25 protein-coding genes are annotated in these 24,549 nt (G+C 35.2%); 10 read left to right on the top strand and 15 right to left on the bottom strand.

Annotated features, from left to right (window positions below; genetic code table 11):
- Position 1 precedes the first annotated feature (1 nt).
- Together copZ and MKY04_RS02960 are read right to left on the bottom strand one after the other, a co-directional pair.
- The gene (gene copZ, locus MKY04_RS02965) at positions 2 to 208 is read right to left on the bottom strand and encodes a copper chaperone CopZ (protein ID WP_126295260.1); all 207 of its coding nucleotides are present in this window, start codon (positions 206 to 208) and stop codon (positions 2 to 4) included.
- Positions 209 to 283: 75 nt separating this feature from the next.
- A complete protein-coding gene (locus MKY04_RS02960; RefSeq protein ID WP_421664551.1) occupies positions 284 to 610 on the bottom strand; it encodes a metal-sensing transcriptional repressor in 327 nt (108 codons plus the stop codon).
- Between the two features lie 216 nt (positions 611 to 826).
- Between MKY04_RS02960 and MKY04_RS02955 the strand changes: the two genes are divergently transcribed.
- Complete coding sequence (locus tag MKY04_RS02955) at positions 827 to 994, top strand: hypothetical protein (RefSeq protein WP_346235278.1); 168 nt, start codon at positions 827 to 829, stop codon at positions 992 to 994.
- Between the two features lie 100 nt (positions 995 to 1,094).
- Here the strand turns inward: MKY04_RS02955 and MKY04_RS02950 are convergent, their stop codons facing one another.
- From MKY04_RS02950 to MKY04_RS02940, 3 genes are all read right to left on the bottom strand, one after another.
- Entirely contained in the window at positions 1,095 to 1,364 is a 270-nt protein-coding gene (locus tag MKY04_RS02950) for a DUF1292 domain-containing protein (protein WP_126295261.1), read from the bottom strand.
- Between the two features lie 92 nt (positions 1,365 to 1,456).
- On the bottom strand, positions 1,457 to 2,911 hold the full coding sequence (locus MKY04_RS02945; RefSeq protein ID WP_126295262.1) for a protein adenylyltransferase SelO: 1,455 nt from the start codon (positions 2,909 to 2,911) through the stop codon (positions 1,457 to 1,459).
- A 260-nt stretch (positions 2,912 to 3,171) separates the two neighbouring features.
- Positions 3,172 to 3,714, bottom strand: coding sequence for a hypothetical protein (locus MKY04_RS02940; RefSeq protein WP_126295263.1), 543 nt, complete (start codon positions 3,712 to 3,714; stop codon positions 3,172 to 3,174).
- A gap of 244 nt (positions 3,715 to 3,958) precedes the next feature.
- On the opposite strand from MKY04_RS02940, the gene MKY04_RS02935 reads away from it, so the two are divergent.
- Positions 3,959 to 5,338, top strand: coding sequence for an MATE family efflux transporter (locus MKY04_RS02935; protein WP_126295264.1), 1,380 nt, complete (start codon positions 3,959 to 3,961; stop codon positions 5,336 to 5,338).
- A gap of 116 nt (positions 5,339 to 5,454) precedes the next feature.
- On the opposite strand, the gene MKY04_RS02930 is transcribed toward MKY04_RS02935, so the two are convergent.
- On the bottom strand, positions 5,455 to 6,408 hold the full coding sequence (locus MKY04_RS02930) for a LysR family transcriptional regulator (protein ID WP_185807772.1): 954 nt from the start codon (positions 6,406 to 6,408) through the stop codon (positions 5,455 to 5,457).
- Between the two features lie 186 nt (positions 6,409 to 6,594).
- On the opposite strand from MKY04_RS02930, the gene MKY04_RS02925 reads away from it, so the two are divergent.
- The 6 genes from MKY04_RS02925 (at position 6,595) to MKY04_RS02900 (ending at position 11,925) form a co-directional block, all read left to right on the top strand.
- The gene (locus MKY04_RS02925) at positions 6,595 to 7,380 is read left to right on the top strand and encodes an ABC transporter ATP-binding protein (protein ID WP_126295266.1); all 786 of its coding nucleotides are present in this window, start codon (positions 6,595 to 6,597) and stop codon (positions 7,378 to 7,380) included.
- A gap of 166 nt (positions 7,381 to 7,546) precedes the next feature.
- Complete coding sequence (locus MKY04_RS02920; protein WP_410799423.1) at positions 7,547 to 8,293, top strand: ABC transporter permease; 747 nt, start codon at positions 7,547 to 7,549, stop codon at positions 8,291 to 8,293.
- Positions 8,294 to 8,319: 26 nt separating this feature from the next.
- Positions 8,320 to 9,327 (top strand): ABC transporter substrate-binding protein, encoded by a 1,008-nt coding sequence (locus MKY04_RS02915; RefSeq protein ID WP_126295268.1) that lies wholly within the window; start codon positions 8,320 to 8,322, stop codon positions 9,325 to 9,327.
- A gap of 19 nt (positions 9,328 to 9,346) precedes the next feature.
- Complete coding sequence (locus tag MKY04_RS02910) at positions 9,347 to 9,985, top strand: cysteine hydrolase family protein (RefSeq protein WP_126295269.1); 639 nt, start codon at positions 9,347 to 9,349, stop codon at positions 9,983 to 9,985.
- Positions 9,986 to 10,099: 114 nt separating this feature from the next.
- Positions 10,100 to 11,551, top strand: coding sequence for an MFS transporter (locus MKY04_RS02905; protein ID WP_126295270.1), 1,452 nt, complete (start codon positions 10,100 to 10,102; stop codon positions 11,549 to 11,551).
- A 182-nt stretch (positions 11,552 to 11,733) separates the two neighbouring features.
- Positions 11,734 to 11,925, top strand: coding sequence for a DUF4177 domain-containing protein (locus MKY04_RS02900; RefSeq protein ID WP_126295271.1), 192 nt, complete (start codon positions 11,734 to 11,736; stop codon positions 11,923 to 11,925).
- Positions 11,926 to 12,130: 205 nt separating this feature from the next.
- Here MKY04_RS02900 and MKY04_RS02895 read toward each other — a convergent pair whose 3' ends face one another.
- The 4 genes from MKY04_RS02895 to MKY04_RS02880 all read right to left on the bottom strand — a co-directional run bounded on the left by MKY04_RS02895 (position 12,131) and on the right by MKY04_RS02880 (position 16,886).
- Positions 12,131 to 13,345 (bottom strand): ISL3 family transposase, encoded by a 1,215-nt coding sequence (locus MKY04_RS02895; protein ID WP_346235277.1) that lies wholly within the window; start codon positions 13,343 to 13,345, stop codon positions 12,131 to 12,133.
- A gap of 153 nt (positions 13,346 to 13,498) precedes the next feature.
- A complete protein-coding gene (locus MKY04_RS02890; protein ID WP_126294311.1) occupies positions 13,499 to 14,053 on the bottom strand; it encodes an NADPH-dependent FMN reductase in 555 nt (184 codons plus the stop codon).
- Between the two features lie 90 nt (positions 14,054 to 14,143).
- The gene (locus MKY04_RS02885) at positions 14,144 to 15,982 is read right to left on the bottom strand and encodes a cation:proton antiporter (protein ID WP_126294312.1); all 1,839 of its coding nucleotides are present in this window, start codon (positions 15,980 to 15,982) and stop codon (positions 14,144 to 14,146) included.
- Between the two features lie 97 nt (positions 15,983 to 16,079).
- Positions 16,080 to 16,886 carry an NAD(P)H-binding protein gene (locus MKY04_RS02880; protein WP_126294358.1) on the bottom strand — a complete coding sequence of 269 codons (807 nt, stop codon included), beginning with the start codon at positions 16,884 to 16,886 and terminating at the stop codon, positions 16,080 to 16,082.
- Positions 16,887 to 17,043: 157 nt separating this feature from the next.
- On the opposite strand from MKY04_RS02880, the gene MKY04_RS02875 reads away from it, so the two are divergent.
- Positions 17,044 to 18,093, top strand: a complete 1,050-nt coding sequence (locus MKY04_RS02875) for a PseG/SpsG family protein (RefSeq protein WP_126294313.1) — start codon at positions 17,044 to 17,046, stop codon at positions 18,091 to 18,093.
- A 112-nt stretch (positions 18,094 to 18,205) separates the two neighbouring features.
- Here the strand turns inward: MKY04_RS02875 and MKY04_RS02870 are convergent, their stop codons facing one another.
- From MKY04_RS02870 to MKY04_RS02850, 5 genes are all read right to left on the bottom strand, one after another.
- Positions 18,206 to 19,021 carry an ABC transporter ATP-binding protein gene (locus MKY04_RS02870; protein ID WP_346235276.1) on the bottom strand — a complete coding sequence of 272 codons (816 nt, stop codon included), beginning with the start codon at positions 19,019 to 19,021 and terminating at the stop codon, positions 18,206 to 18,208.
- A 34-nt stretch (positions 19,022 to 19,055) separates the two neighbouring features.
- Complete coding sequence (locus tag MKY04_RS02865; RefSeq protein ID WP_126294315.1) at positions 19,056 to 20,096, bottom strand: FecCD family ABC transporter permease; 1,041 nt, start codon at positions 20,094 to 20,096, stop codon at positions 19,056 to 19,058.
- Complete coding sequence (locus MKY04_RS02860) at positions 20,089 to 21,117, bottom strand: iron ABC transporter permease (protein WP_346235275.1); 1,029 nt, start codon at positions 21,115 to 21,117, stop codon at positions 20,089 to 20,091. The genes MKY04_RS02865 and MKY04_RS02860 overlap by 8 nt, the downstream gene beginning before the upstream one ends.
- Positions 21,118 to 21,143: 26 nt before the next feature.
- Entirely contained in the window at positions 21,144 to 22,163 is a 1,020-nt protein-coding gene (locus MKY04_RS02855; RefSeq protein WP_346235274.1) for an iron-siderophore ABC transporter substrate-binding protein, read from the bottom strand.
- 98 nt (positions 22,164 to 22,261) lie between these two features.
- On the bottom strand, positions 22,262 to 23,884 hold the full coding sequence (locus MKY04_RS02850; protein WP_346235273.1) for an AraC family transcriptional regulator: 1,623 nt from the start codon (positions 23,882 to 23,884) through the stop codon (positions 22,262 to 22,264).
- A gap of 462 nt (positions 23,885 to 24,346) precedes the next feature.
- On the opposite strand from MKY04_RS02850, the gene MKY04_RS02845 reads away from it, so the two are divergent.
- A complete protein-coding gene (locus tag MKY04_RS02845; RefSeq protein ID WP_126294319.1) occupies positions 24,347 to 24,532 on the top strand; it encodes an SE1832 family protein in 186 nt (61 codons plus the stop codon).
- Positions 24,533 to 24,549 lie beyond the last annotated feature (17 nt).

Raw genomic sequence — 24,549 nt, 5'->3', positions numbered from 1 at the left:
ACTATACTACATCATAGCCTTGATCATCGATTGTTTCTTTAATTTCATCTAATGTTACTTTATCATGATCAAATGCAATGTTCACTTTTCCAGCTTCTAAGTTTATCTTTACTTGTTCAACACCTTGTAATGAACCAACACTTCCTTCAATAGCTTTTACACAATGGCCACAAGACATTCCTTTAACGTTTAGTGTTACATTTTCCATAGTTTATTCTCCTTTATAATTAAGTTTAATAGATACTATACAGGGGTATATTTTTTGTAAAAAAAATTATTATTTTTATCTTCTCATTAGTTTTTGAATAGTTATTAATAATTCATCGAGCACCTCTTCATCCCCTTCAGCTAAACGGTCAACAACGCAGCCTTTTAAATGTCCTTGCAGCAGAACTTTTGCTACGCTATTTAAAGCTGATTGAGTTGCCGCAAGTTGAGTGATGATATCATCGCAGTAGACATCTCTTTCAACCATGCCTTTAATCCCGCGAATTTGACCTTCGATTCGATTTAAACGAGTCGTTAAATCTTTCTTAACATGCTCTGGATGATGACTTTTTCTGCATGATTCCAATTCGAATTTTTCGTCGTTTATTTTATCCAGTTTCACCAACCTCCATTCGGTATTCACATTATAAGATACCCATATAGGGTATGTAAATAATACTGTATTTTATAAATAAAAAAATTTATCATACTAAAGTTATTAGTATGATGCTCTCCCGTAATTGAATATATCAATAAAAATTATTGTAGTTTATTGCCTATGCACTGCTACCTATATTGCATATGTTGTTTTGATAACATAATTAAAAGGAGAGAAACTATGGATCCTCGTTTGGCACAACTTCTTCAATTGACAAGTTTATATGGTACATTAGCTAAGTTTTATGAGCATATTGATCCAGAGAAGCACATTTATTTTTATAAAAAACATTTTATGTATGAGAAACAGCTTGTCCAATTATATTGGTCTTTGCACCATAAGTCATAATAGTTATTTTATGCAATATTATAAATGTTTAGTAGTAAATTTTTAATTTTACCCACTAAAAAAGCGTCTCCTACTGGAAACGCTTTTTATTGTATAAAAATTATTCATCATCTTCCATTATTTCATCAAAGGCAGCGGAAACTTTGTCAAATTCCTCATCGCTTTCGATAGCACTAAAGTCGCCCTCATCGTCAACTTTCAAAAAGAAAACGTCAATATCTTCTTCCGTTTCTTCTTTTAAATCTTCTACAAAGCTCACAGCAACATACTCTGTTCCTTCAATATTTATCGAAGCTAATACTTCTACCTCTAACTCCTCTTCATTGTCGTCTGTAATTGTGAAAACCTCGCCTACTTCAATTTTTTCCATGAGCTATTCTCCTTTGAAAAGTATCATATTTCAACATATTATTTTATTTCCATTGTGCAATTGAATCATACAATAAAAAAATTAATTTAAAATCAAGTTCCGCAAAATGTACGATACAGAATATTTGATGGCTCAGGAAGCTTGCAGTAATCATCTTGCTCTGCTGAATATGCATAAGGGTTGGATAGAACTTTTAATAATTGCTCCATCACACTAAAATCACCTTTTTCAACCGCTGCTTCTAATGCCTCTTCAACACGATGATTGCGAGGAATAACGGATGGATTGCTATCCTTCATCAACTGTATAGAATCTTCTTTAGATTGCTGCTGCCTCGCCATTCTTGCTTGCCATTTTTCAAACCATTGATTGAATTCTTCCTTGCCATAAAATGGACTATCCTCGAGTTCATTAAGTGTTAACGCCCGGAATGTATTCGTATAATCTGCTTTATATTGTTGCATCAAATTAAGCAGTGCATCGATTAGGTTTTTATCCTCTTCTTCTTCATCAAACAACCCTAACTTTGATCGCATTCCAGCAAGCCAATAATCTTCATATAACCCCATATATTTCGATATTTCATTTTGGGCTAGTTCAAGAGCTTGGTCTTCATCTTCATGAAGAAGAGGAATGAGTGATTCAGCAAAGCGGGCTAAATTCCACCCTCCAATTATTGGCTGATTTCCATATGCATACCGCCCATGAGTATCAATCGAACTAAATACTGTGGCAGGATCATAAGTATCCATGAAGGCGCACGGACCGTAATCAATTGTTTCCCCACTTATTGTCATATTATCGGTATTCATTACACCATGAATAAAACCAACAAGCTGCCATTTTGCAATTAAATCTGCTTGCCGCTTAATAACTTCCTGAAGTAAACGAAGATAGCGGTTATCACTATTGGGAATTGAAGAGTAGTGACGCAAAATTGTATAGTGAGCCAATACCTGTAGATCTTCAAAGCTTCCCCAATTCGCAACGTATTGGAATGTTCCAACTCGAATATGGCTTGAAGCAACTCTCGTTAAAATAGCTCCTGGCAACTCTGTTTCACGAATAATTGTATTGCCAGTTGTGACAACAGCTAAACTACGTGTAGTTGGTATACCTAATGCATACATTGCTTCACTAATAATATATTCTCGCAGCATTGGACCAAGTGAAGCTCGACCATCTCCGCCTCGAGAAAAAGGTGTACGACCTGAACCTTTTAATTGAATATCAAATCGCTCACCTTTTGGAGTAATTTGCTCGCCATATAGCAAAGCTCGACCATCCCCGAGCATTGTAAAATGGCCAAATTGATGGCCCGCATATGCTTGTGCTAGAGGCTGTGCTCCTTCTGGTGCAGTATTACCTGCAAGTATTTCAACACCTTTTTCGCTTTGCAATTTATCAATGTCTAATCCAAGATCTTCGGCTAACGTTTTATTTAATTTAATTAACTTCGGTAAACTTACAGGGTTTAATTCTACATTAGCGTAAAAAGAGTTTGGTAGACGTGCATAGCTATTATCAAAATTCCATCCTATTCCCATGTTGTCCCTCTTCTCTTTATTTAAATTATCAGCTCATTGACGCGTTTTACCTTCCCTCGAAAACGAAAAAACTTGTTAGTTCAGATATTTCGGCGTACTAGTGTCAACATGGACGTAAAAAGTACTTTTGGGGATAAGCGACAGCCCTTAGTTCTCAAACATGTAAGTTTTGTCGATTATCACAAGGATAAAGGCTATGCGCAGTAAAGGATTCTTAAGTTTTTCTAAGTTATTTTCTACCTTTGCCTGGGAATTATACTTTATGCATGAAACTGTATTTGTGCCTTGCCTTTGGAAAATCCTGTAATTACAAAACAAGCAGTAAATGCAACAAAAGTTACCATAATAGCAAGGAATAATCCAAGCGCTCTCATAAATGTATCATCACCTGGAAAATATGGCTCGATCGTTACATACTTGTAAAGAAAAATTACTGTTAATATTAAATAAAAGCTGCTTCCTATCGCTGCCATTTTTAGACGATCTTTTCTCTTACCTTGCCAAGATTTGTTGATTATGCTCCATAATACAAGACTTGTAATCACTGCAACAGCCATTACAATTAAATGAACATAAGGAATTAAGAAGGCCATTAATATGTAAAGTACTAAACAAGTTAGAAAAAAGAGAAGTCCATTCATGAAAAATAAAAAGAGACCCGAAATCCAAAAGTTTTGAAACCAACTTGTATTTTTTAGTACCATTCCAAATTTATTATTTTCTCCAAGAAAACTGACAACAGATGATTTAAAAAATAAAATTAGCACTACCCCTATTAGGCCTAATAAAAATATTAATGTCAATTAAGTAACCTCCAATTAAATTAATACAATTAATATAAACGACTATTCTAATTGGAAGTTTCCCCCTGTAATACAAGCTATATTTCTATAATTATTTAGTAAGTTTTTATAGTAAATAATTCTCATTACATCCTCCCTTAATTTAAAACGTTTTCATTTTAACAATTTTTTTAACTACACACTTTTTTCATAACTTTTATGGTAATATATTTTCTTATTAAAATACTTTAGAAAGAGGGACATCATGAACGAAACAATTCAAAAACCTCAAGAGAAGTTAAGTTTATTTCATTTAACTTGGCCGATTTTTTTAGAGGTTTTCTTATTTATGTTGATGGGTCTTGCTGATACCTTTATGCTCAGTGCGGTTTCAGATGACGCGGTATCTGGTGTGGGGACAGCTAATCAATATATACACATTGCAATATTAATTTTGGAAGTTGTCGGAAACGGTGCGGCAATTGTTGTCTCTCAATATCTTGGATCTCGCCGATTTTTTGAAGCAGCTAGAATTTCAGCGCTGGCAGTAACACTAAATTTGTGCGTTGGTCTTATTATGTCTGCTGTTTTTATTTTATCAGCCAACCAGCTTATGGTAATGATGAATTTGCAAGGACCAGTACTTGAACATGCACAACACTATTTAATTATTGTAGGTGGAGGTCTCTTTTTACAAGCCATCATCAACTCACTAGCCGCAATTATTCGTGTACACGGTTGGACAAAACAAACAATGTACGTATCACTTGGAATGAATGTGATTCATGTAGTCGGAAACTATATTTTAATTTTCGGTTCATTTGGTGCACCAGAGCTAGGAGTACAAGGTGCAGCTATTTCTTCAGTAGCTAGCCGATTAATTGCTGTATTTATTTTCTTCTGGCTTTTATATCAAGTGTTGGAGATTAAAATCAAGTTTGAATATTATTTTACGTTCTCAAAAGAGTATGTGCGTAAAATTTTATCTATCGGTTTACCAAGTGCCTTTGAACAAATTTTGTATCAACTATGTCAAATTATTTTCTTGTACTATGTGACGTATCTTGGAGCAGAGGCATTAGCTGCCCGACAATACGCAAATAATATTTCAATGTTTACTTATCTATTTGCAATTGCAATCGGAATGGGTACATCCATTATCGTCGGCCGCCTTGTTGGTTCAGGGGAAAAAGATCTGGCTTACAAACAGTTATGGTTTAGTGTAAGAATTGCAATTGTTATTACTATCGCAATGGCCTCACTCGTTACAATTTTCCGTGAACAACTGATAGGCCTTTTTACAACAAATCCAGAAGTAATAAAGTTCGGTGTTTCAGTATTAGTATTAAGTCTATTACTTGAAACAGGGCGTACTATTAATATCACAATTATTAATACATTACGTGCTACAGGAGATGCTCGCTTCCCTGTTAAAATCGGATTCCTATCTATGGTCTGTATGAGCGTTCCACTAGGATACCTTCTAGTGTTCGTTTTAGATATGGGATTAGTTGGTGTTTGGCTGGCAATCGCCGCTGATGAATGGACTCGTGCAATCATTGTTTTATTTAGATGGAGAAGTCGAAAATGGGAACGCTTTGCTCTAGTCTCTCCAAAAAATGACAATGAAGCTGTGCAGGCCTAGTTAATATAAAATGTATAGTTCTCTTTCTTTTTAAATACTACGAACCCCAAAATTCTTTTGATTTTTTGGGGTTTTTATTTTCTTCTTCCCTTCCAAGACATAAAATACATAAAAGGCTAGAAATCTCCTACTCTCATCGATTGTTCTATTTTATTCAATTCTTTCACTATATTTGGTTTATCAAAATAATTTAGAAATATTTGTGTTGCTTCAGTTAAATATCGCTCCTTGAGCCACATAAGGATAGATTCAGAGTAAAACTTTGTATCTGAAAATTGATATGCTTTTAAATTTTGATTTGGAAACTGCTTTAGAACGGATTGTGGTAAAATTGTTGCGCCAATACCCGCATCTACCATAGCGATTATTGTTAATATGTTATTACTTTCAACAACCAAGTTCGGAGTAAATTGATGACGCTCACAATGTTCCAATACTTTCTCATAAAGGCCATATCCGGTATCTCTTTTAAGTAACATTAGAGGAAATTGCTCAATTTTCCTAAAAGGAATTTCAAATGATGGCAAATTTAATTCCCATGAAGCAGGCATTATAAAAACAAAATCTTGTTTTTCAAGAGGAATATATTCAAAGACACCTTCATCGACTGGAAGATTAAGAATAACTAAATCTATTTCTCTAGCATCCATTCTCGTAAAAAGCTGATTGCCGTCAGTATGAACAATTTTAATTTTTATATTCGGATAATCTCTGCAAAACTGTTTAATTCGTTCAAATAAAATAGAAGACTGAAAGATTGCACTATAGAAAATAGATACTGCTAATGTTATTTGCCCTTTTACCCCCTTTCCCAATTCAGTCATTTCCGTTTTCATTTCATCGTATAAATTGATAATTTTCTTCACTCGTTCATATAAAATCTTGCCATGGGGAGTTAAATCAAGCTTCCTTCCTCTTCTTTCAAACAACTCAATTCCAAGAGTTTCTTCAATAATCTTCATTTGCTGACTAAGAGGAGGCTGTGAAATATGCAACCGTTTTGCTGCTTTGGACATATTTACATCTTCTTCAACTATAACCATAAAATTTTTTAAATGTTTCAAATCCATTCCACCACCCCTTCGCGTCATATTTATTAACATAAAAATAACCTTAAAGTATCTAATAATCAATTTTTTTGTACTTATTATTTGAATTTCAAATAGATTTTATTTGAAATTAAGATTTTCAAAATAAAACATGCTATGTTACCTTTTAATCATGTTATAAAAACTAACATAAAGGAGAGGGCGATTATGGAAGGGCGATTTAAGTTGGAAATAGTAAATAACACAAAAATTTTTAAAAAGAATGGAAAAGAATTCATCGCTTTGCGGGATGTCACACTTCAAATTCCAGAAGGACGCTTTGTTAGCATTATTGGTCCAAGTGGTTGTGGAAAGTCTACACTGTTCAACATTATTGCAGGTTTGATTAAACCCACTATGGGGCAGGTGCTGCTTGATGAAAAAAATATTATTGGAGAGAACGGTCATGTAGGATACATGCTGCAAAAAGACTTATTACTTCCTTGGCGGACAATTCTAGAAAACGTTATTTTAGGGTTAGAAGTAAAAGGATATAAAAAGTCTGAAAGCGAAGCGAAGGCCCTTCCATTAATGCACAAATATGGCCTTAAAGGATTTGAAAAGCACTATCCAAGAGAATTATCTGGTGGTATGAAGCAACGTGCAGCTCTACTTAGAACAGTATTATACGATTCCGATATTATTTTGCTTGACGAACCATTTGGTGCACTCGATGCTCAAACACGTTTAGTCATGCAAAATTGGTTGCTTCAAATCTGGACGGATTTAAAGAAAACCGTTTTATTTGTAACACATGATATTGATGAAGCAATTTACCTCTCAGATGATATTTATGTATTATCACCTAGACCTGGTCGTTTAAAAACGAAAGTAACAGTTAATTTACCTAGACATCGCAGCGAAGAAACTATGGCCTCAAAAGAATTTGTTGAATTAAAACAACTTTTATTGAATTTGTTAAAAGACGAAGAAAATGATTCAAAGATTGTTTAATAAAACATCAGGTCAACTAATCCACGGCTGTTTGTATTGATTTTTTAAAAGGAGGTAATTTTTTATGAAAAATTCTGCTGAAATTATAACTGATAAAACATTATTTCAAAAGTCAGCACCTGTTTCAACTGTTGTCATTAAAGATGAAGAAGAAATAAAAAAGAAGATGAAGCAAGCAACAATAGTAGGACAAGTAATACTCGGAGTAGGAATTATTGTACTTTGGGAGTTGCTTACTCGCTTTGGAATTTTAGATACCTATTATTGGAGTAGCCCGATCATCATTGTTCAAACGACTTGGATTGCATTAACTGAAGGTACACTTTTGTTTGACATCGTTTATACGTCTGGCTCCACGATTATCGGTTTTATTCTAGGCACTATTATTGGAGCGTGTATTGGTCTTTCATTTTGGTGGTCCCCTCTTTACTCCCGCATCTCAGAACCATATTTAGTAGCGTTTAACTCGATTCCAAAATTGGCGCTTGCCCCTGTTCTTGTCATCTTACTTGGTATCGGATTTGGCTCAAAAGTAATGCTCGCATTTTTAATGGTTGTTATCGTTACTGCACTTGCTGCATTTAGCGGTGTGAAAGCAATAGATTATGATTTAGAAAACCTACTTTTCTCTTTAGGTGCTAAAAAACATCAAGTGTTCACTAAAGTTGTAATCCCATCTTCTATGCCTTGGATTATTAGTAGCTTAAAGATCAATATTGCACTTGCTCTTGCCGGTGCAATTGTTGGAGAGTTTATTGCCTCAAGACACGGTGTAGGCCGCATGATTTTATATGCTGGTCAAATTATGGATACGAATCTCGTTTGGGTCGGTGTTGTTGCGTTATCTATCCTATCAACGCTAATGTATGTGGCAACAGTTTACTTAGAAAAGCTATTAACAAGAGGCAACTAATTTCAATATTTAAAGGGGGAAATCCTATGAAGAAACTAAAGAAATCATTAATTGGTGTATTATCTCTCTTTCTACTTCTAAGTTTAGCAGCATGCTCTTCAACACAATCAGAAGAAGTGGAAAAATTAGTCATTGCTGAACCTGTACATTCCATCGGCTACTTACCACTCTACGCTGCAGTCCATGAAGGATATTTTGAAGAAGCCGGATTAGATGTTGAAATCATTACTGCAACTGGCGGCGCCCATGTAACAACCGTTGTAAGTGGTGAAGCTTGGGGAAATATTGGAGGGCCAGAATCCAATCAAATGGCAAATAACGGAAGCTCAGATCCAATTGTTTCTGTTGTCAACGTCGTTAACCGCGCGAATGTTTACTTAATGGCAGCAACTGAACTAAACTACCAGCCAACTACAGAGCCAGCAACACTAAAATCATATTTTGAAGGAAAAACAATTGCCGCAGGTCGATATGGTGGAAGTTTAAACCTACTAACTAGGTGGCTCTTAATGGAGGTTGGTTTAGATCCGTCAACAGATGTAAAGCTTGAAGAACCCGCTGACCCAGCTGCCGTTGTTTCATTGGTTCAAAATGGTGCGGCAGATATTGCAAACGGCTCAGAACCGCAAATAAAAAGTGGACTTGATTTAGGAATTTGGAATGAGCCTTTCTATAAATTTACAGATTTAGGCGACTATCCGTATTCAGTTATTAGTGTTAAAAAGTCGACTATTGATGAGGACCCTGAAACAGTACAAGCATTTGTAGACGCTATCGTAAAAGGATTAGAGCTAGTTGCAAAAAATCCAGAAAAAGCAATGGAAGTATTAAAAGCAGAGTTCCCTACTACAGAAGAAGCTAGCTTACAAGCTGCCCTTGACCGTGCTTATGAAGATAATTTATGGAGTGAGGATGGCTTCATTAGTGAAGAATCTGTTGAAAGAGTATTTGATGTTGTAGAAAAAACCGGTATTTATACTGATGGCTATGTATATCAAGAATTAATCGATATGCAATTTGTAAATAAAGAATAACTATGAGGAGGAAGTTTTTATGAATGAAATAAATTCTCTATCGTTACAAAAAACAGCATTAATTGTTGTTGATGTACAAAATGATTTTTGTGATCAAAATGGTGCATTAGGCAAGCAAGGGGCAGATACGTCTATGGTCAAAGAGATGATTCTCAATTTGCAAAATTTAATCCACTCTGCTCGCGAATTAAATCTGCCAATTATTTTTATTCAAACAATTCATGAAGATGCGACTGATTCAGAAGCATGGGTATCTAGAGGAAATACAAAAAATGTTGAACATAACCAAGTATGCCGCAAAAATACCTGGGGGGCAGATTTCCATGTAGTTGCCCCACTTGAAACTGAGACGATTGTTATCAAACATCGATATAGTGCGTTTTATAATACACGACTCGATTCCATTTTAAGAACTTTTGGAATCAATAATTTACTTTTTACAGGAGTGGCAACAAATGTATGTGTCGACAGTACAGCAAGAGATGGCTTTATGAGGGATTATCATATCACAATGATTTCGGATTGTTGTGCTGCTTATTCCGAACAAGCCCACTTAGCGGCATTACAAAACATAGATTCACATTTCGGAAGAGTAGCTACATCAAACGAAATTATCGAGGAATTAAAAAGCAATAAAACTTCATTCATTCGAATTTAAATACAAGAAGGTTGTCCAATCAATCATTTGAAAGTATTGGACGACCTTCTCTAAATTAATAGCTTTAATTGCATTGCGCCTGCATAGTTAGTTTCGTCGTTAAGGAGGCAAACAATGAAGAACAGCTCAAATCCAGCAATGTATGAAACGATGATTCCAAATCGGAAAACATCAGAAATTTCAACGATTGCCATTTTATTAGCCGTTATCCCAGGATCGTTCTTATCCCATTTTTCCGCTGGTCTAGTGAACATTGCGCTAACTGATATTACAAACGATTTTCAAATTTCTCTAAGTCTTTCTCAATGGATTGTAACTGCTTATTTATTAAGTGTAATGATTTTTCTGCCGATTATGGGAAAGCTTTCAGACCAATTTGGACGGAAAACAATCCATAACTCAGGGTATATTTTTTTTGGCATTGGTGTACTTTTTTCATTTTTGTCTCATTCAATCATCTATTTACTACTATCAAGAATTTTACAAGGAATTGGAGCCGCAATGCTGCAATCTGTCAATATGGTGATTATTACAGAAAATGTCCCCACCGAAAAAAGAGTAAAAGCTTTAGGGTTAATTGGAACTTCGGTAGGAATTGGAGGGTTGCTTGGAGCACCTGTTGGCGGAATTTTAATTAATTGGTTTTCATGGAACACCCTTTTTTTGATTCAATTACCTTTTGTACTATGTGCCTTAATCGTTGCGATTCACTTTATTCCTAGTGACCCTAGAGGCACCAAAATTCGATTTGATTTTATCGGTGCATCATTATTCGCATTTTCAATTACTCTTATCGTCTTTGTCTTAAGTCAAATTGGTGAAGGTATCTTCCATTTAAAGCAAGTTGTAATCGTAGGTATTGGATTACTTAGTCTTTTCACTTTTATTAGATGGATAAAGCGCTATCATTCCCCATTTATAGAGCTTTCTATTTTTAAACATCCGATTGTTAAGATTGGATCATGTATTATTATTGGCAGCTATGCAGCGTGTTTTGCGACAATCGTTGTTCTCCCCTTTTATTTAAGAGGAGTATTAGAATATTCAACTACAGCTTCCGGCTTATTGCTAATGATATATCCGCTATTCCTTTCCTTCTTCGGCCCAATTAGCGGAGCAATATCTGCAAGAATAGGTTCTTATAAAGTTGTTCAGATTGCACTTTTATTTATGATTGCTGCATTTACCTTCTTTGCATTTCTTAATATGGATTCACCAATGTGGACAATAATTGTTATACTAGCTGTTTTAGGAATTTCAATGGGGCTTTTAACCTCCCCTAATTATGATTTAATAATGGAAAATATCCCAGCAGCATTTTTAGGAAGCATCGGTGGTACCATTGCACTGCTGCGCAATTTAGGTATGGTTGTCGGTACTGCACTCGGAATTTCCATCGTTAATTTTTCAGCAATTGTTCCTGTGACAAAATGGTTAACATTAGATAATATCGAGGAACAGATAAGTATTTTAAATGGATTTACAAATGTTTTTATACTGTTCATTTGTATTCTTGTCGTTTTATTCATACAACTAAAGATAGTTGGTAGGAAAATCCCTTCATAACAAAAACCCTTCAAGCCAGAAAATTTTAGGTTTGAAGGGTTTTATAATTAATCGTTTGTTTACCGATTCATCGGTTTTATTCTAAATATAAATTGCGACAACAAATTCGCTCGTTTTTCTGAAACTATTAACTTGTTTAATACGTATAACTACTAATACAACCTACATTGGAGAGATAAAAAATGTATGAATATAAATTTGTAAGAATTGAACTTAATTTTTGGGGTAATAATCCAAAAGATGATTATCAAGATATTATTATCGAACATGGGAAAGAAGGATGGAGATTTGTCCAAATTTTCGCTCCACCAACTAAAGGATATGGTGCTGCTGCATATTTTGAAGTCATTTTTGAAAGACCCATCAATCAATGAAGAAGCGTGTTTTAAAACGGAATCGGACTTAAGCATAGGTCTTTCACTCAATACCAATACGTATAAATTGCTGCTTTTTTTCGATAATTTTTCATTTCATTTATTGCTAAACTATTTTCTAATTAAGCTACCGGGGGTGTCTTATTTTAATAAAAAAGGTTCTATGTCAAATGTTGGGGTGAAGTGATATTACACGGCACCCCGATTATCCTAAATGAACCCCAATTTTCTTATATAAATTATTTAATAAAATTTTCGCTTTAAAGTGTTCATAGCTTCTAAAACCATAAGCATTGCGCTTCAAAACTTTTGATTTATTATTAATTCCTTCTAAAAAACCATTTGAATATCCAAAACTTAAACTATTTAAAATTTCAACTTGCCAATTTTTTAGCGTTTGAATAGCCTTTAAAAATGCCGGAATATTTGCTTTTTCTACCTTTCGGTAAAAGGCTTCTAATCTTTTTTTTATTTCTATCAAATCATTTGAAGTTTTTGCCCAATCAAACCATTCGCAGTAAGCTTCTTTTAATTCATAGGCTTGCTTTAGTTCCTTCGACATTCCTATGTAACGATTTAAGTACCAACGATTCGTTTCTGTTAACTTATCAAATCGTTTATATAGTACATGACGCATTTTCTTACATTTCTTTCGATCATATGCATGCCATTCTTTTTGAACATTTCGACGTACTTCATCTAGTGCCCAGTAAATATAACGACAATAATGGAAGCGATCCGCAATGATAATCGGGCGATTTAATGCCTTCCTAACTGCTGCTTTAAAGCTTGGATTCATGTCCATAACCACAATTTCTACATCTGCACCGTATTTCATCAAGTAATCCTTAATGGTTTCTTTTCTACGATTTGGTAAAATATCAATTGGTTCATGTGTTTCCGCATTGGCAATAATTAATTGATAAGTTCCCGCATCGGTATCTGCTTTATATTCATCAATCGCGATACATTTTGGTAAATGAACCCCTTCATTTAATTGTTCCTTTACTACTTCTTTAAAGCGACGAATCACTGTTGAGCTTGATGTACCAAGTACTTCAGCTGCTTCTTTAAATGTTTTTGCCTTTATTGAACGGATTCGTACAACTTGATTCCATTCTTTCGAGAAACGTTGATATTTATCCACGAAAGGGGATTTTTCTGAAAAACGTTTCCCACATTGGCATACATAACGACGACGTTTATAAAAAAGGACGGTTAATCGTTCAAACCATTTTAAATGATTAATTTTTTGAATTCGATAATCATGGACTTTTGATGTTATATTCTTGCATGCTGGACATTGATGTTCTTTTTTTGGTATGGAAACGTGTAGAACAATACGTTCCCCCATCTCCTCCACCTTATGAACAGTTACACCTTTTAATCCTGGAATATTCATGTTAAAATTCATTTGCACGTATCACCTTTCATTGCTTGTTTCTCGACAATTCAAGTATATAGAAATCGGTGATTACGTGCTTTTTTATTTATGAAATTTTTTCAAACCCCAACAAATATTATAGAGCCATAAAAAAAAACAGGACGCCCTCTCTTAGGACGTTCCCGTTAATCAATCCTTGTCTACCTGTTCCTTTAATAGTGGTTCACTTAGTTTGCAATATTGAACGAACACTCTTGCCAATTCACGTAAACGCTGAAGAATGGCATCATCAATAATGTTATTTTCTTTATCAAAATGTGAAGCATGTGTATATACGTAGTTTGGTGTAACCAAGCAGCGGAAGTAATCTAAAATAGGTCTTAACTGATTTTCTACAACTAAGTGGTGTTGATATGTGCCACCGTTCGCTACCATGGAGACTGGTTTATAACGCATTGCTTTTGGATTTATCATATCAAGTGCATTTTTTAACACACCTGGAATTGATGCTTGGTAAATCGGCGTAGCGATTATATAGCCATCTGCCTCTTCAAATTTTTGAATCATTTTTTTCATATCATCATTAAGGGGACTTCCATCTAATATCTGATGCTGTAAGTCAGCAAAGTATAAAATCTCAAGTTCCAGCTCTTTATTGAATTCTTGAATATATTGTTCCACTTGTCGTAAAATGGCACCTGTTTTTTCGCCGAAAACAGTACCGTCTACAAGTAATATTTTCATGTTGTATATCCTCCACTTTTCTATTTCCATTCGTTATTGTAACAGATGCAGCAAATGTCGAATAGGGAACGATTTTCAATTTTTTAAATTTCAGTCTTTTGTCGGAATATCAACATTACTTGCTTTTTCAAGTGCTTTTTCCATTTTACGAGTAGGTGAAGTTAAACTAACAATGGTTGTCCCTGGCTCAAATGCACGTTTCTTTGCATTAGATAAAAACACTAAATTATTATCTTTATCAACTGCGAAAAGTGGAATGGTTTTATGGCTATCATCCTCAAGAAAATCCCCTAACGTATATTGTTCTGTTAATTGTGTTTTCCGGATCATATAACCTTCATCAATATAACGATTTAAAGTATGAATATCATTATCCTGGTCAAATAATGCCTTTCCACCAATTGACTTACTATAATCACTTGGATCACCTGTGTGTATTGGTGTTTGGAAAATATTCTCACGTCCAAGTTCCGGAACAAACCTTTGGCAAATTAGAGCATTATAAGAATCTTCTTCTGTAGCAGCTATTAAAATTTCATATGGTGTTAAATCCACATGATATTCTGTATGTTCGCTTAAAATATCCCCTACTTCTGTTTTAATTCCAAGTTGACGCGCTTGTGAAAGTGCGCCCCATGATCGATCTATTATTAATACTGGTTTATTATAGGATTGGATTGCCTCAGCAAATATCGCACTAAATGGACTCCCCCCCACAATCATAACACCAGTTTCTTCAGTAGCCTGAAGCCCAAGCTTTCTAGCCAACCAACTAATCGAAAATCCATGAGCAAGTACAGTAGCAAAGACAAGTGCAAGTGTTAAAGCAGTGATTATATCAGCATCTTGAAAGCCAGCCTCAGATAATCTACCCGCAAAAAATCCAGAAACTGTAAGAGCAACAATCCCTCTTGGAGCAATCCAACCAATTAACGTTCTTTCTTGCTTTGTTAATCCAACCCCTATTGTAGAAAGCCAGATTGATAAAGGTCTTACAATAAACAACATTGCTAAAACGAATATCAACATTCGCCAATTCAAAATATCCATTAATGTATTGTTTGATAATGAAGCAGTGAGCATAATGAATATACTTGAAATCATAAGTACTGAAATATTTTCTTTAAAGTGCAGTAAATCTCTAAACGATGTTAAATGCATGTTTGCCATGACAATCCCCATAGCTGTTACTGCAAGCAGCCCAGTTTCATGCATAATCCCATCTGATAAAACAAATACCAACAATACACTTACTAAAACAATCGGTGATTTTAAAAATTCTGGAATATACCCATGCTCTAATAATCGACCAAGCAAATAACCTGCACCGATACCGATTATAGCTGTTAAAACAGAGGCACCAAAGAACATGAGTAATGATGTTCCCGTAATCATTTTATTCGCCCATAAAACTGCCTCCATAGCAAACAAAGCGACTAATGCACCAAATGGGTCTACTACAATCCCTTCCCATTTCAAAATCGTTGCGGGACGTTCCTTCAATTTAGCTTGCCTTAATAAAGGCATAATAACAGTAGGACCTGTTACAATAAATAGCCCTCCAATAATAAAGGAAACATCAAGAGAAATTCCGGCTAAAAAATGGGCTGCTAAGGAACCGGTAATCCAAGTGATTAGAGAACCTACTGTAGATATGCGAAATATCGAGCGGCGAAACCCTTTAATTTCCCGTATATCTAAGCTTAAACTTCCTTCAAATAATATAATTGCAACTGCGAGTGAAATAATTGGATTAAACAATTCGCCAAAGCTTTCTTCTGGATTGAATAAATGTAAAAGTGGACCAACAATCAATCCAACCAGAGACATAATGACAATAGCTGGAAGTTTGAAGCGCCATGCAATCCATTGTGATACAATACCAAGCATTACAATGGCTACCAATTGGAAAGTTATGGAGTCAAGCATCATTACATCTCCTTTTCATTTCAAAAAATAAAATCCTCCACTGTATGTAGTATTTGCGGAGGAATCTCTTTCATTCCATTATTTATTTTGATTTCGATTAATTATCAATATCGTTATTTGTTTTTATTTTTCTTAATTTTTTCTGATCAAATACAACTTCTTCATCTAAAGGTGCGATTTCCTCACTCTTCAATTTATCCCAATTGAAAAGCTTTTCACGATCCGGACCTTCCTCTTTTTCCTTTATAGGCATTTTCATATTTGCAAGCTCATCTGCCTCATATATGGATACTTTCGATTTTTTACTATGTAATGCAATTACCATCATAGCAAGGGCAACTTGGGTTGCTTCAATTGAGCGATATTTTTTTACAGGGCCAATAAGAATAGGATTTAGAATTTTTAACATCCATTCCCCTATTTTTTCTCCGAATCGGAATTCATTTCTGTCGCCAACAAGCAACGATGGTCTTACGATTGACAGTTGCGGCAACTCCAAAGCCATTAACTCCTGCTCAAGCTTACCCTTCACTCTGTTGTAGTAAATAGCGGAATTTTCTTTCGCCCCCATTGCAGACACAACGATGAAATGCATAATACCACATTTTTTAGCAAGAGAGGCAACTTGCAAAGGATAGCTTACATCAACTTTTTCAAACTCCTTGCGGGATCCTGCCTTTTTTATCGTTGTTCCTAAACAGCAAAAAATTTCATGTGCAAAGTCAATGTCTTTTTCTTCAAGCTGATCAAATGAACGTACTTTTACAGTAAGTTTTGGATGTTCATAATCTAGTTTTCTTCGTGCAATCGCTACAACTGAAATATATTCTTCACTTTCACATAGAAGTTTTATTAGAGCGGAACCAACCAGGCCTGTTGCCCCTACTACAATAGCAGAACGCATTTTCACTTTTATGCCACATCCTTTCATGTTTCTCTTATTCACTGCATAAACTTGAAAATCTATATGTCTCTTATGAAAGTATTATATTGTCAATTTTCACACATACTTTCAAAATTTTCACCATAATTTATTTATAGTTGGGAAAGGATGGGATTTTATGCACAACGAATTAAGTGTAAATACTCTAAAAAAGAAAATTGTCTTTATCGTAGAGCATAGTTTAATTAAAGGATATTATCCACTTGAGCGAACTGCTATCTTAGCAAAATTATTAAATACCGAAGAAAATATTTATATCTTTTTAAAACAAACAGGTCCTGAAGCCATTGAAATTTTTACAGATTTACAGCTTTCTCCTATTTTATTCGACAATTATGATGAACTTAAAATGCAAATTCGTAATCTTGAGCCAGATTTAATTGTTCAGGACGGAAAAGATACATTAATCGAACATATTGAACAACTGCGTCCTTATTGTAAAACAATTGTTCACTTCGACGATTTTGGTGAAGGTGGACAACTTGCTGATTGCAATATAGTTGCTCTTTATGAAGAAATGAGAGAAAATACAGCACAAAATATATTAGCAGGTACTTATGCATTTGCAGTAAAAGATACACTAAAAACTATCGCTGAGGAACGAGTTTCAAACGAACTATCTAATCCACCACATATTGTTGTCGCCTATGAGGATGGAGACGAGAATAATTTAACATACCGCACATTACGCCACTTAACTCAATTACAAATTCCATTAAAAATTACAGTTGCAATTGATCGAGAATACCGCCACTCAGTTGAAGATTTGCAAATGATGGTTTTAAGCCGTCGCAATACAAAGATATTTAAGGATGACCAAGCCCTAGAGAAACTTTTACAGGAAGCTGATATTGTGATTTGCAATGCAAATTACACACCATATAAAGTTGCTACAGTTGGTATTCCTTGCATTACTGCAGCGCAAAACGAACGCGAGTTAAACAATGCATTCCCTAGAGAGCATAACGGATTTATTCATCTGGGTCTAGGTCGTAAAATGAAACAATCCAATATTCAAAATGCAGTAATGGAGCTTCTACTACATGAAGCAAGACGCGAGCGTGCAGTTCGCAAACAATTCGAGCTAGAAATTACAGATAACAATGATGTACTAAAATCCTTACTATTAGATTTTGCTTATGAGCGCCATAATATGGTGCCTTTGTGAGTTATATAAAAGACTTCAACCAGCCAGTACATTTTCTAATATATTGGCTGGTTTTTCATTACTATTACACTTAATAAATCTATCTTGTATATGAAACTAATAGTTTCAAAGATTAAAAGTTATTAACTCTTTTTGAATTAATACTCCGCCCCTTTCCATACGGAATAAACAAAGGTGTCCCAAATATAGGATCGAAAGTTATTTCACAGTGCATGTTGAACACAGTAGCCACTGTTTCTTTTGTCATCACATCTTCCGGCTTTCCGGCTGTATATACGGATTTATTATGGATTGCAACAATGTGGTGTCCGTACCGACATGCTAGATTCAAATCATGCAGAACCATTACAATCGTTCGCTGCTCCCGTTCATTTAATTCATAAAGTAAATCAAGAATTTCAATCTGGTGTGCTAAATCAAGATAGGTAGTGGGCTCATCCAACAATAATATATTAGTTTGCTGCGCCAAGGTCATGGCTATCCAGGCACGCTGACGCTGCCCCCCAGATAAAGAATCCACAGTTCGATGATCTAGTTCAGATAATTTTGTTTCATGTAATACTTTGTTAACAATACGTTCATCTTCCTTTGACCATTGTTGCAGCCAGTTTTGATATGGATATCTTCCTTGACGGACCAACTCTTTTACGGTAAGTCCCTCTGGAACAATTGGTCCTTGAGGCAAAATACCCATCTGTTTTGCAACTTCTTTCGTTGGCAATTTAGAAATATTTTTTCCGTCCAACAGTACTGCTCCACCATCTGGTTTAAGCAATCGGCAGATAGAACGCAACAGTGTAGATTTACCACAGCCATTACTACCGACAAATACAGTGATTTTCCCTTCATGAATTTGTAAATGAAGATTATCTATAATTCGTTCTTGACCATAAGACAGCATTAGTTCTTTTGTTTCCAACATTTGCATCCCTACTCTCCTCCTACTAACAAATTGCAGTTATTTATTTGTTCCGGTTACGGTAAAGCAAGTAAATAAAAAAGGGAGCACCCACTGCAGAGGTAAATACACCAACTGGAACATCCTGGGGTAAAAAAGCTGTTCTACCTATAGTATCAGCCAGCAGAACTATAAGACCTCCAATGAAAGCCGATGCTAGTATTAAACTTCTAAAATTGGAACCGACCAGTTTTCGTGCTATATGAGGAGCTATCAAGCCAACAAAACCTATTGCTCCTGCAACAGCTACAGCTGATCCTGCAAGCGCAACACTAATCATTAACAAAATCGCACGATGATACTGTAAAGGAGAACCGAGTCCCCTCGCAATATCATCTCCAAGTTGTTGAATCATAATATTGTGCGAAAATATAAAAGCAAATGGAATAAATACAGCCACCCATGGAAGCAAAATTAATACATTACTCCATGAAGAACCATAAACACTACCCGTCATCCATATGTAAGCTTGACTTGCAGAAGCTGAAGGGCTAATTGTTATCATTAGCATTGTTAAAGCACTGGTTATTGCCGACATACCAATTCCAATCAATACAAGGCGTGTTGAAGTTACTCCTCTCCTCCATGCCAATAAATAAATAATGATTGATACGAGTCCCGCTCCACAAAACGCAGCAAATGGCAGCCAGTGAATACTTACCTTACCGGCTAAATAAGTAATAAAAGTCACCGCTGTAAAGGAAGCACCGCTAGAGATTCCAATTACGTCTGGTGAGGCAAGCGGATTACGGATAATTCCTTGCAAAATCGCTCCAGATACCCCTAATGCCATACCAGCAAGAAATCCTACTATCATTCGAGGCAACCGTAAAATACCTAAAATAAGCACTTGATCCTCTGTACCTTGTCCCACCATTGTTTTCATTACATCAAAGGGAGTAATAATTACATTACCTAAGCAAATGCTAAATAGAAAAGCTACGATACTTAGAATAGCGAGACATATAATAGCTTTTAAATTCCGTTTATAAATAAATAATGAAAATTTATCATGTTTGCTTCGTATAACATATTTATCAGCCATGGTGTTCCCCCTTTTTAGAAAAGCCTTTACGAGCAATGTAAACAAAGAATGGAGCACCAATCAAAGCAGTCATTATTCCGACTGGCACTTCTCCCGGCATAATAATAAAACGCACCGCTACATCTGCAAGCAACATTAAAATCGCTCCAAGAATTGCACTGTAAGGAATAAGCCAACGATGATCTACCCCAACAAGAAAACGGGCAACGTGCGGAATGACCAAACCTACAAAACCGATTGCCCCTGCTACTGCTACTGTACTTCCAGCTAATACGACAATCGTTAAAGCAATTAAAATTTTAACTAGAACTGTTTTTTGCCCTAGACCCATAGCGATATCTTCACCAGTGGTCAATATATTTACAGCCCGTCCAAGGAATAATGCAGTTGCCATCGCAATGAACATATAGGGCAAAATAGGCCATAGCATGTTTATTTCCCGACCTGCTATCGATCCAGCTAACCAGAATAAAACCTCTTGTAACCCAGATTCATTAAGCACTAACATTCCCTGTGTAAAGGAAGAAAATAAAGCAGTCATTGCTGATCCAGCAAGGACGATTTTTATTGGCTTTGCTCCATCTCGCCCTAAGGAACCAAGGACATATACTGTAGCAGCAGCTACACCAGCACCTAAAAATGCAAACCATACTAATTGTGAAAAAGAACTGATATTTAGAAAATTTAATGCCATAACAACGAAAAATACTGCTCCTGCATTTACACCAAATACACTAGGGGAAGCTAGAGGGTTTCGGGTTAATGCCTGCATAAGTACACCCGCGATAGATAAATTCATGCCAACTAAAGTTGCTATTACTGCTCTTGGAACTCGTGTTGTTTGCACAATAACATGAAAATCAGATGTTGAATCGTATTGCCAAAAAGATTCCAAAGCCACAAAAAACTGAATTTTTGTTGCACCAAACATAAGGCTGATTATAAACGCTAAAATCAGAAAAAAAAGGCCGAACAACAGCCCGACTACTTTGGTTGATGTTCGACTAAACAATGCAGCCATATTTAATCTCTCCTTTTGAAGAAATGCTAATTAAGGTTTTGAAAGTATTCAAATAAATCTTCCACCATTAAATTTGCTGCCATCGGTCCAGATCCATTGTTCCAGACAGCAGTATCCACCTCAAAAACCTTATTATTTTGTACAGCTCGCAAATTTTGCCAAAGTGGGTGTTCCATCCATGAAGCCCTAATATCTAATCTTCCATCATCCCTGTCCAAGCTTGTCTGATCAAAGATTATATCAGCATCCATTTGAGGTATATTTTCCTTTGTTGTAAGTTTTACACCCCACGATTCACTTTTTTGATTATCCGGACGTGGTATACCTAATTCGTCCAGGACAAGAGCAGCAAAACCGGTATGTACAATTCTTACATGGTCTGCCCGAAAGTCGATAACTGAAACCTCAATATTATTTAATTGGTCACCCATCTCTGATTTGAACTCTGCTACCTTTTTATCCCATTCCTTCAAAAACTCCTGTTCTTTGTCCTGTTTATTTAAAGCAGCAGCCGTTATTGACAATGTTTCTTTCCATAGATGAACCTCATCTGTCATTACCGTTGGTGCAATAGCACTCAATTGGTCATAAATTTTTTCATGTCGGGTTTTTGAAGCAATAATTACATCTGGATTTAAAGCCGTAATTTCCTCTAAATTAGGTTGATTTTCTGATCCTAAATTTGTTACTCCATCCATTTTATCGCGAATATAATGGTACCAAGGCTGCTCAATCCATGATTCAACTGCACCGACTGGTTTAACACCCAACTGTAAAGCAGCATCTGTTGCACCTTGGAATAAGGTTACAACTTTAGTAGGTGTACCAGTAATCTTTGTGCTTCCCATTGCGTGTTCCACTGTCCTTACTTCATCTAATCCATTTTGTTCGGTCTTTTTATCATTAGAAGCAGACCCTCCCCCTTCAACAGACGCTTCATTTACTTCTGTACTTGTATTATTGCTATCACTGCCGCATCCAGTTATAATCATGGCAATTAGCATTATAAGTAGTCCAATTAGCCACTTGTTTGAAAGTTTTTTCATATTAATCTCTCCTTTTACACAATTCCATTTGTGATATTGATAATCATTATCAATTATAGAGCGATTTTCTATATTCACCATGGATTTTTCCGACTTTTTTATAAGAGATTATTATTATTTCTTTCAAACACTTCTAAAATTTTATCCAATAATATTTCGTGAGACATTGCATTATAGCTTGTATACAAATGACGCATATCAAAAAGGTTATACGTTTTAATTTCTTTTTGCTTGATGTGATTTTTCCATCTCTCATCCTCTAACAATATGTTTAACTGGTGTTGAATCCTCCAATCAGCATAAGTGCTTCCATCATGCTGAAAATTTGTAAATATTATGTGGTCTGCTTCGCAGCAAAGTAATTCATCCATTGTAATTTCCTTATAATGAGCGATTTCATCCACACCTTTTGGAGCTGTAAGATGCAAATCGTTATACAAAACGGTTCCAATGTTTCGTTTACCAAACAAATACATATTGTTATCGATGCCAAAAGCAACGATAAGCACCCTATCATCCCCTATTCTTCCTTTTATACGATGACGAAGTTTCTCTGCCTTATCCTCATAGTAATCCATCCATCGGTCCGCCTCATGCTCCTTTCCAATAATGCGAGCAATTCTTTGAAAATGCGTTCGCCAATCTTCTGAATAGTCAAGTATGATAGAAGGTGCAATTTGTCCGACCATCTGTTCATATGATGTTATTGTCTCCCCCCTTTTTCCACGGCCTATGATTAAATCCGGTTTGATATCCCACAACCTATTCAGTTCAGGGACTTTTTCTCCAAGCATTAACGTATGATTTAATTTGACAGGAAATGCAGCATTAACTATTGCTGCATAGGGTTCCGTTTTTAAAGCAAGTAAATGCCCAGTTACTAAATGATTAAGAGAAGCTAACTTCCCTTCCATCTTAATTCGATTTACATAAATAGTTGGGGCAACTCCGATTTCCGTCTTGAATTTCCGACTGAAATAAAATTCATCACGAAAACCAAGACTAAATGCAATGGATTTTATAGACTCGTTTGATTGGATCATCCTCTGTTTCGCATGGCGTATACGTAATTCCGTTAAATAAGTGACAGGACTTTTTTTATATATTTTTTTAAAAATACGAGAATAATAATCCGGATTTAATCCAGCAACTGCTGCTAGTTCATTTCTAGTGATCTGTTCAGAAATATGCTGTTCCATATACTCAATGGTACGGTATAAATGTTGGTTTACACTTTTCTTACGTTCTTGTACATCATGTTCAAGCAAGGGGATAAACATTTCCTGAAAATAGACATCAACTTTTTTAAACTTCCACTTATCACTTTTATTTAGTAATTGATCCAATTCTTCGACAAAGCATTTAACAACATCCCAATTTTTCACAACAAGTTCAACTGACTCATTCAAAATCAAATGAAGGTGAGATTTCTCTAGCGCTTCTAACGCCTCAAATTGTATATCGTAATAATAAGAATTGTCACCGTTAAGTGAAATATGGACCCACGATCCGCATGGCACAATGAATAGATGTCGATTGTCCAATGAATAATGCATAGAATCAATTATGACTTGTCCTTTCATTTCCATAAAAACAAGTAAAGAAAAATAACTATTTGACTGTTGGTAAGTACTTAACTTCTTCTCATGGCGTCGCATTGCACCTAGACGAAAGTAATCGTTCTTCCCTTGTAGAATATAAGAAGAATTGTCTATTTCCATTAAAAGCACACCTCTCTTTGAGAATGATTATCATTTATAAGTTTAAAACAACTCCTGTTCTTGCTTCAACAACAAGAATGTAATATGGTGAAATGTTCTATTCACTTTTCAAGTAAAAGTTACTGTGAGGACAATTTAAAAGGTTAAATGAAGAGTTTTAAGTGTAGTTATTTAAGAAAAAAATGACTTGAAAAGAATTCTCTTAATCTATGTAAAGAAGATATTATAAATTAAAAAAATAAGTTGAAGGGTTTGTTGCTGCGACAAATACATAATACTCTACAATTACAGTTATTATTTGAGCTCGAAAAAATGAATCTTAAAATTTCATTTTTAGCCCCCTCCTGTTTGTCATTGCTGTTGTTTACTAATGTAAAACTTCCTTGTCCTGTGTTACAATGTTCAGTAGATATTTTTATTAAATTATAATTACGATTGTTTAAATAAAAGGAGCGTCTTTCCATGCAAACTAAAAGCGAGCTTCAACAAAAAATTGCAGAACTAAAAATGGATTATATAAATTTACAAGGTGATATTGAAAAGCTTGAAAGTACAGGTCATGCTGATTCTGTAAAAAAAGCGGAAGAACGCCTTGCAAACATGGAAAAACAACTTGCAGAACTGAATAAGCAGCTCGCGGCGTTGTAACATGCCGCGATTTTTTT

Origin of the sequence: Lysinibacillus telephonicus (genome assembly GCF_039654155.1) — a bacterium.
GTDB lineage: Bacteria > Bacillota > Bacilli > Bacillales_A > Planococcaceae > Ureibacillus > Ureibacillus telephonicus.
Note: the sequence above shows the minus strand (reverse complement) of the source record. Positions and strands in the feature narration are given on the sequence as shown.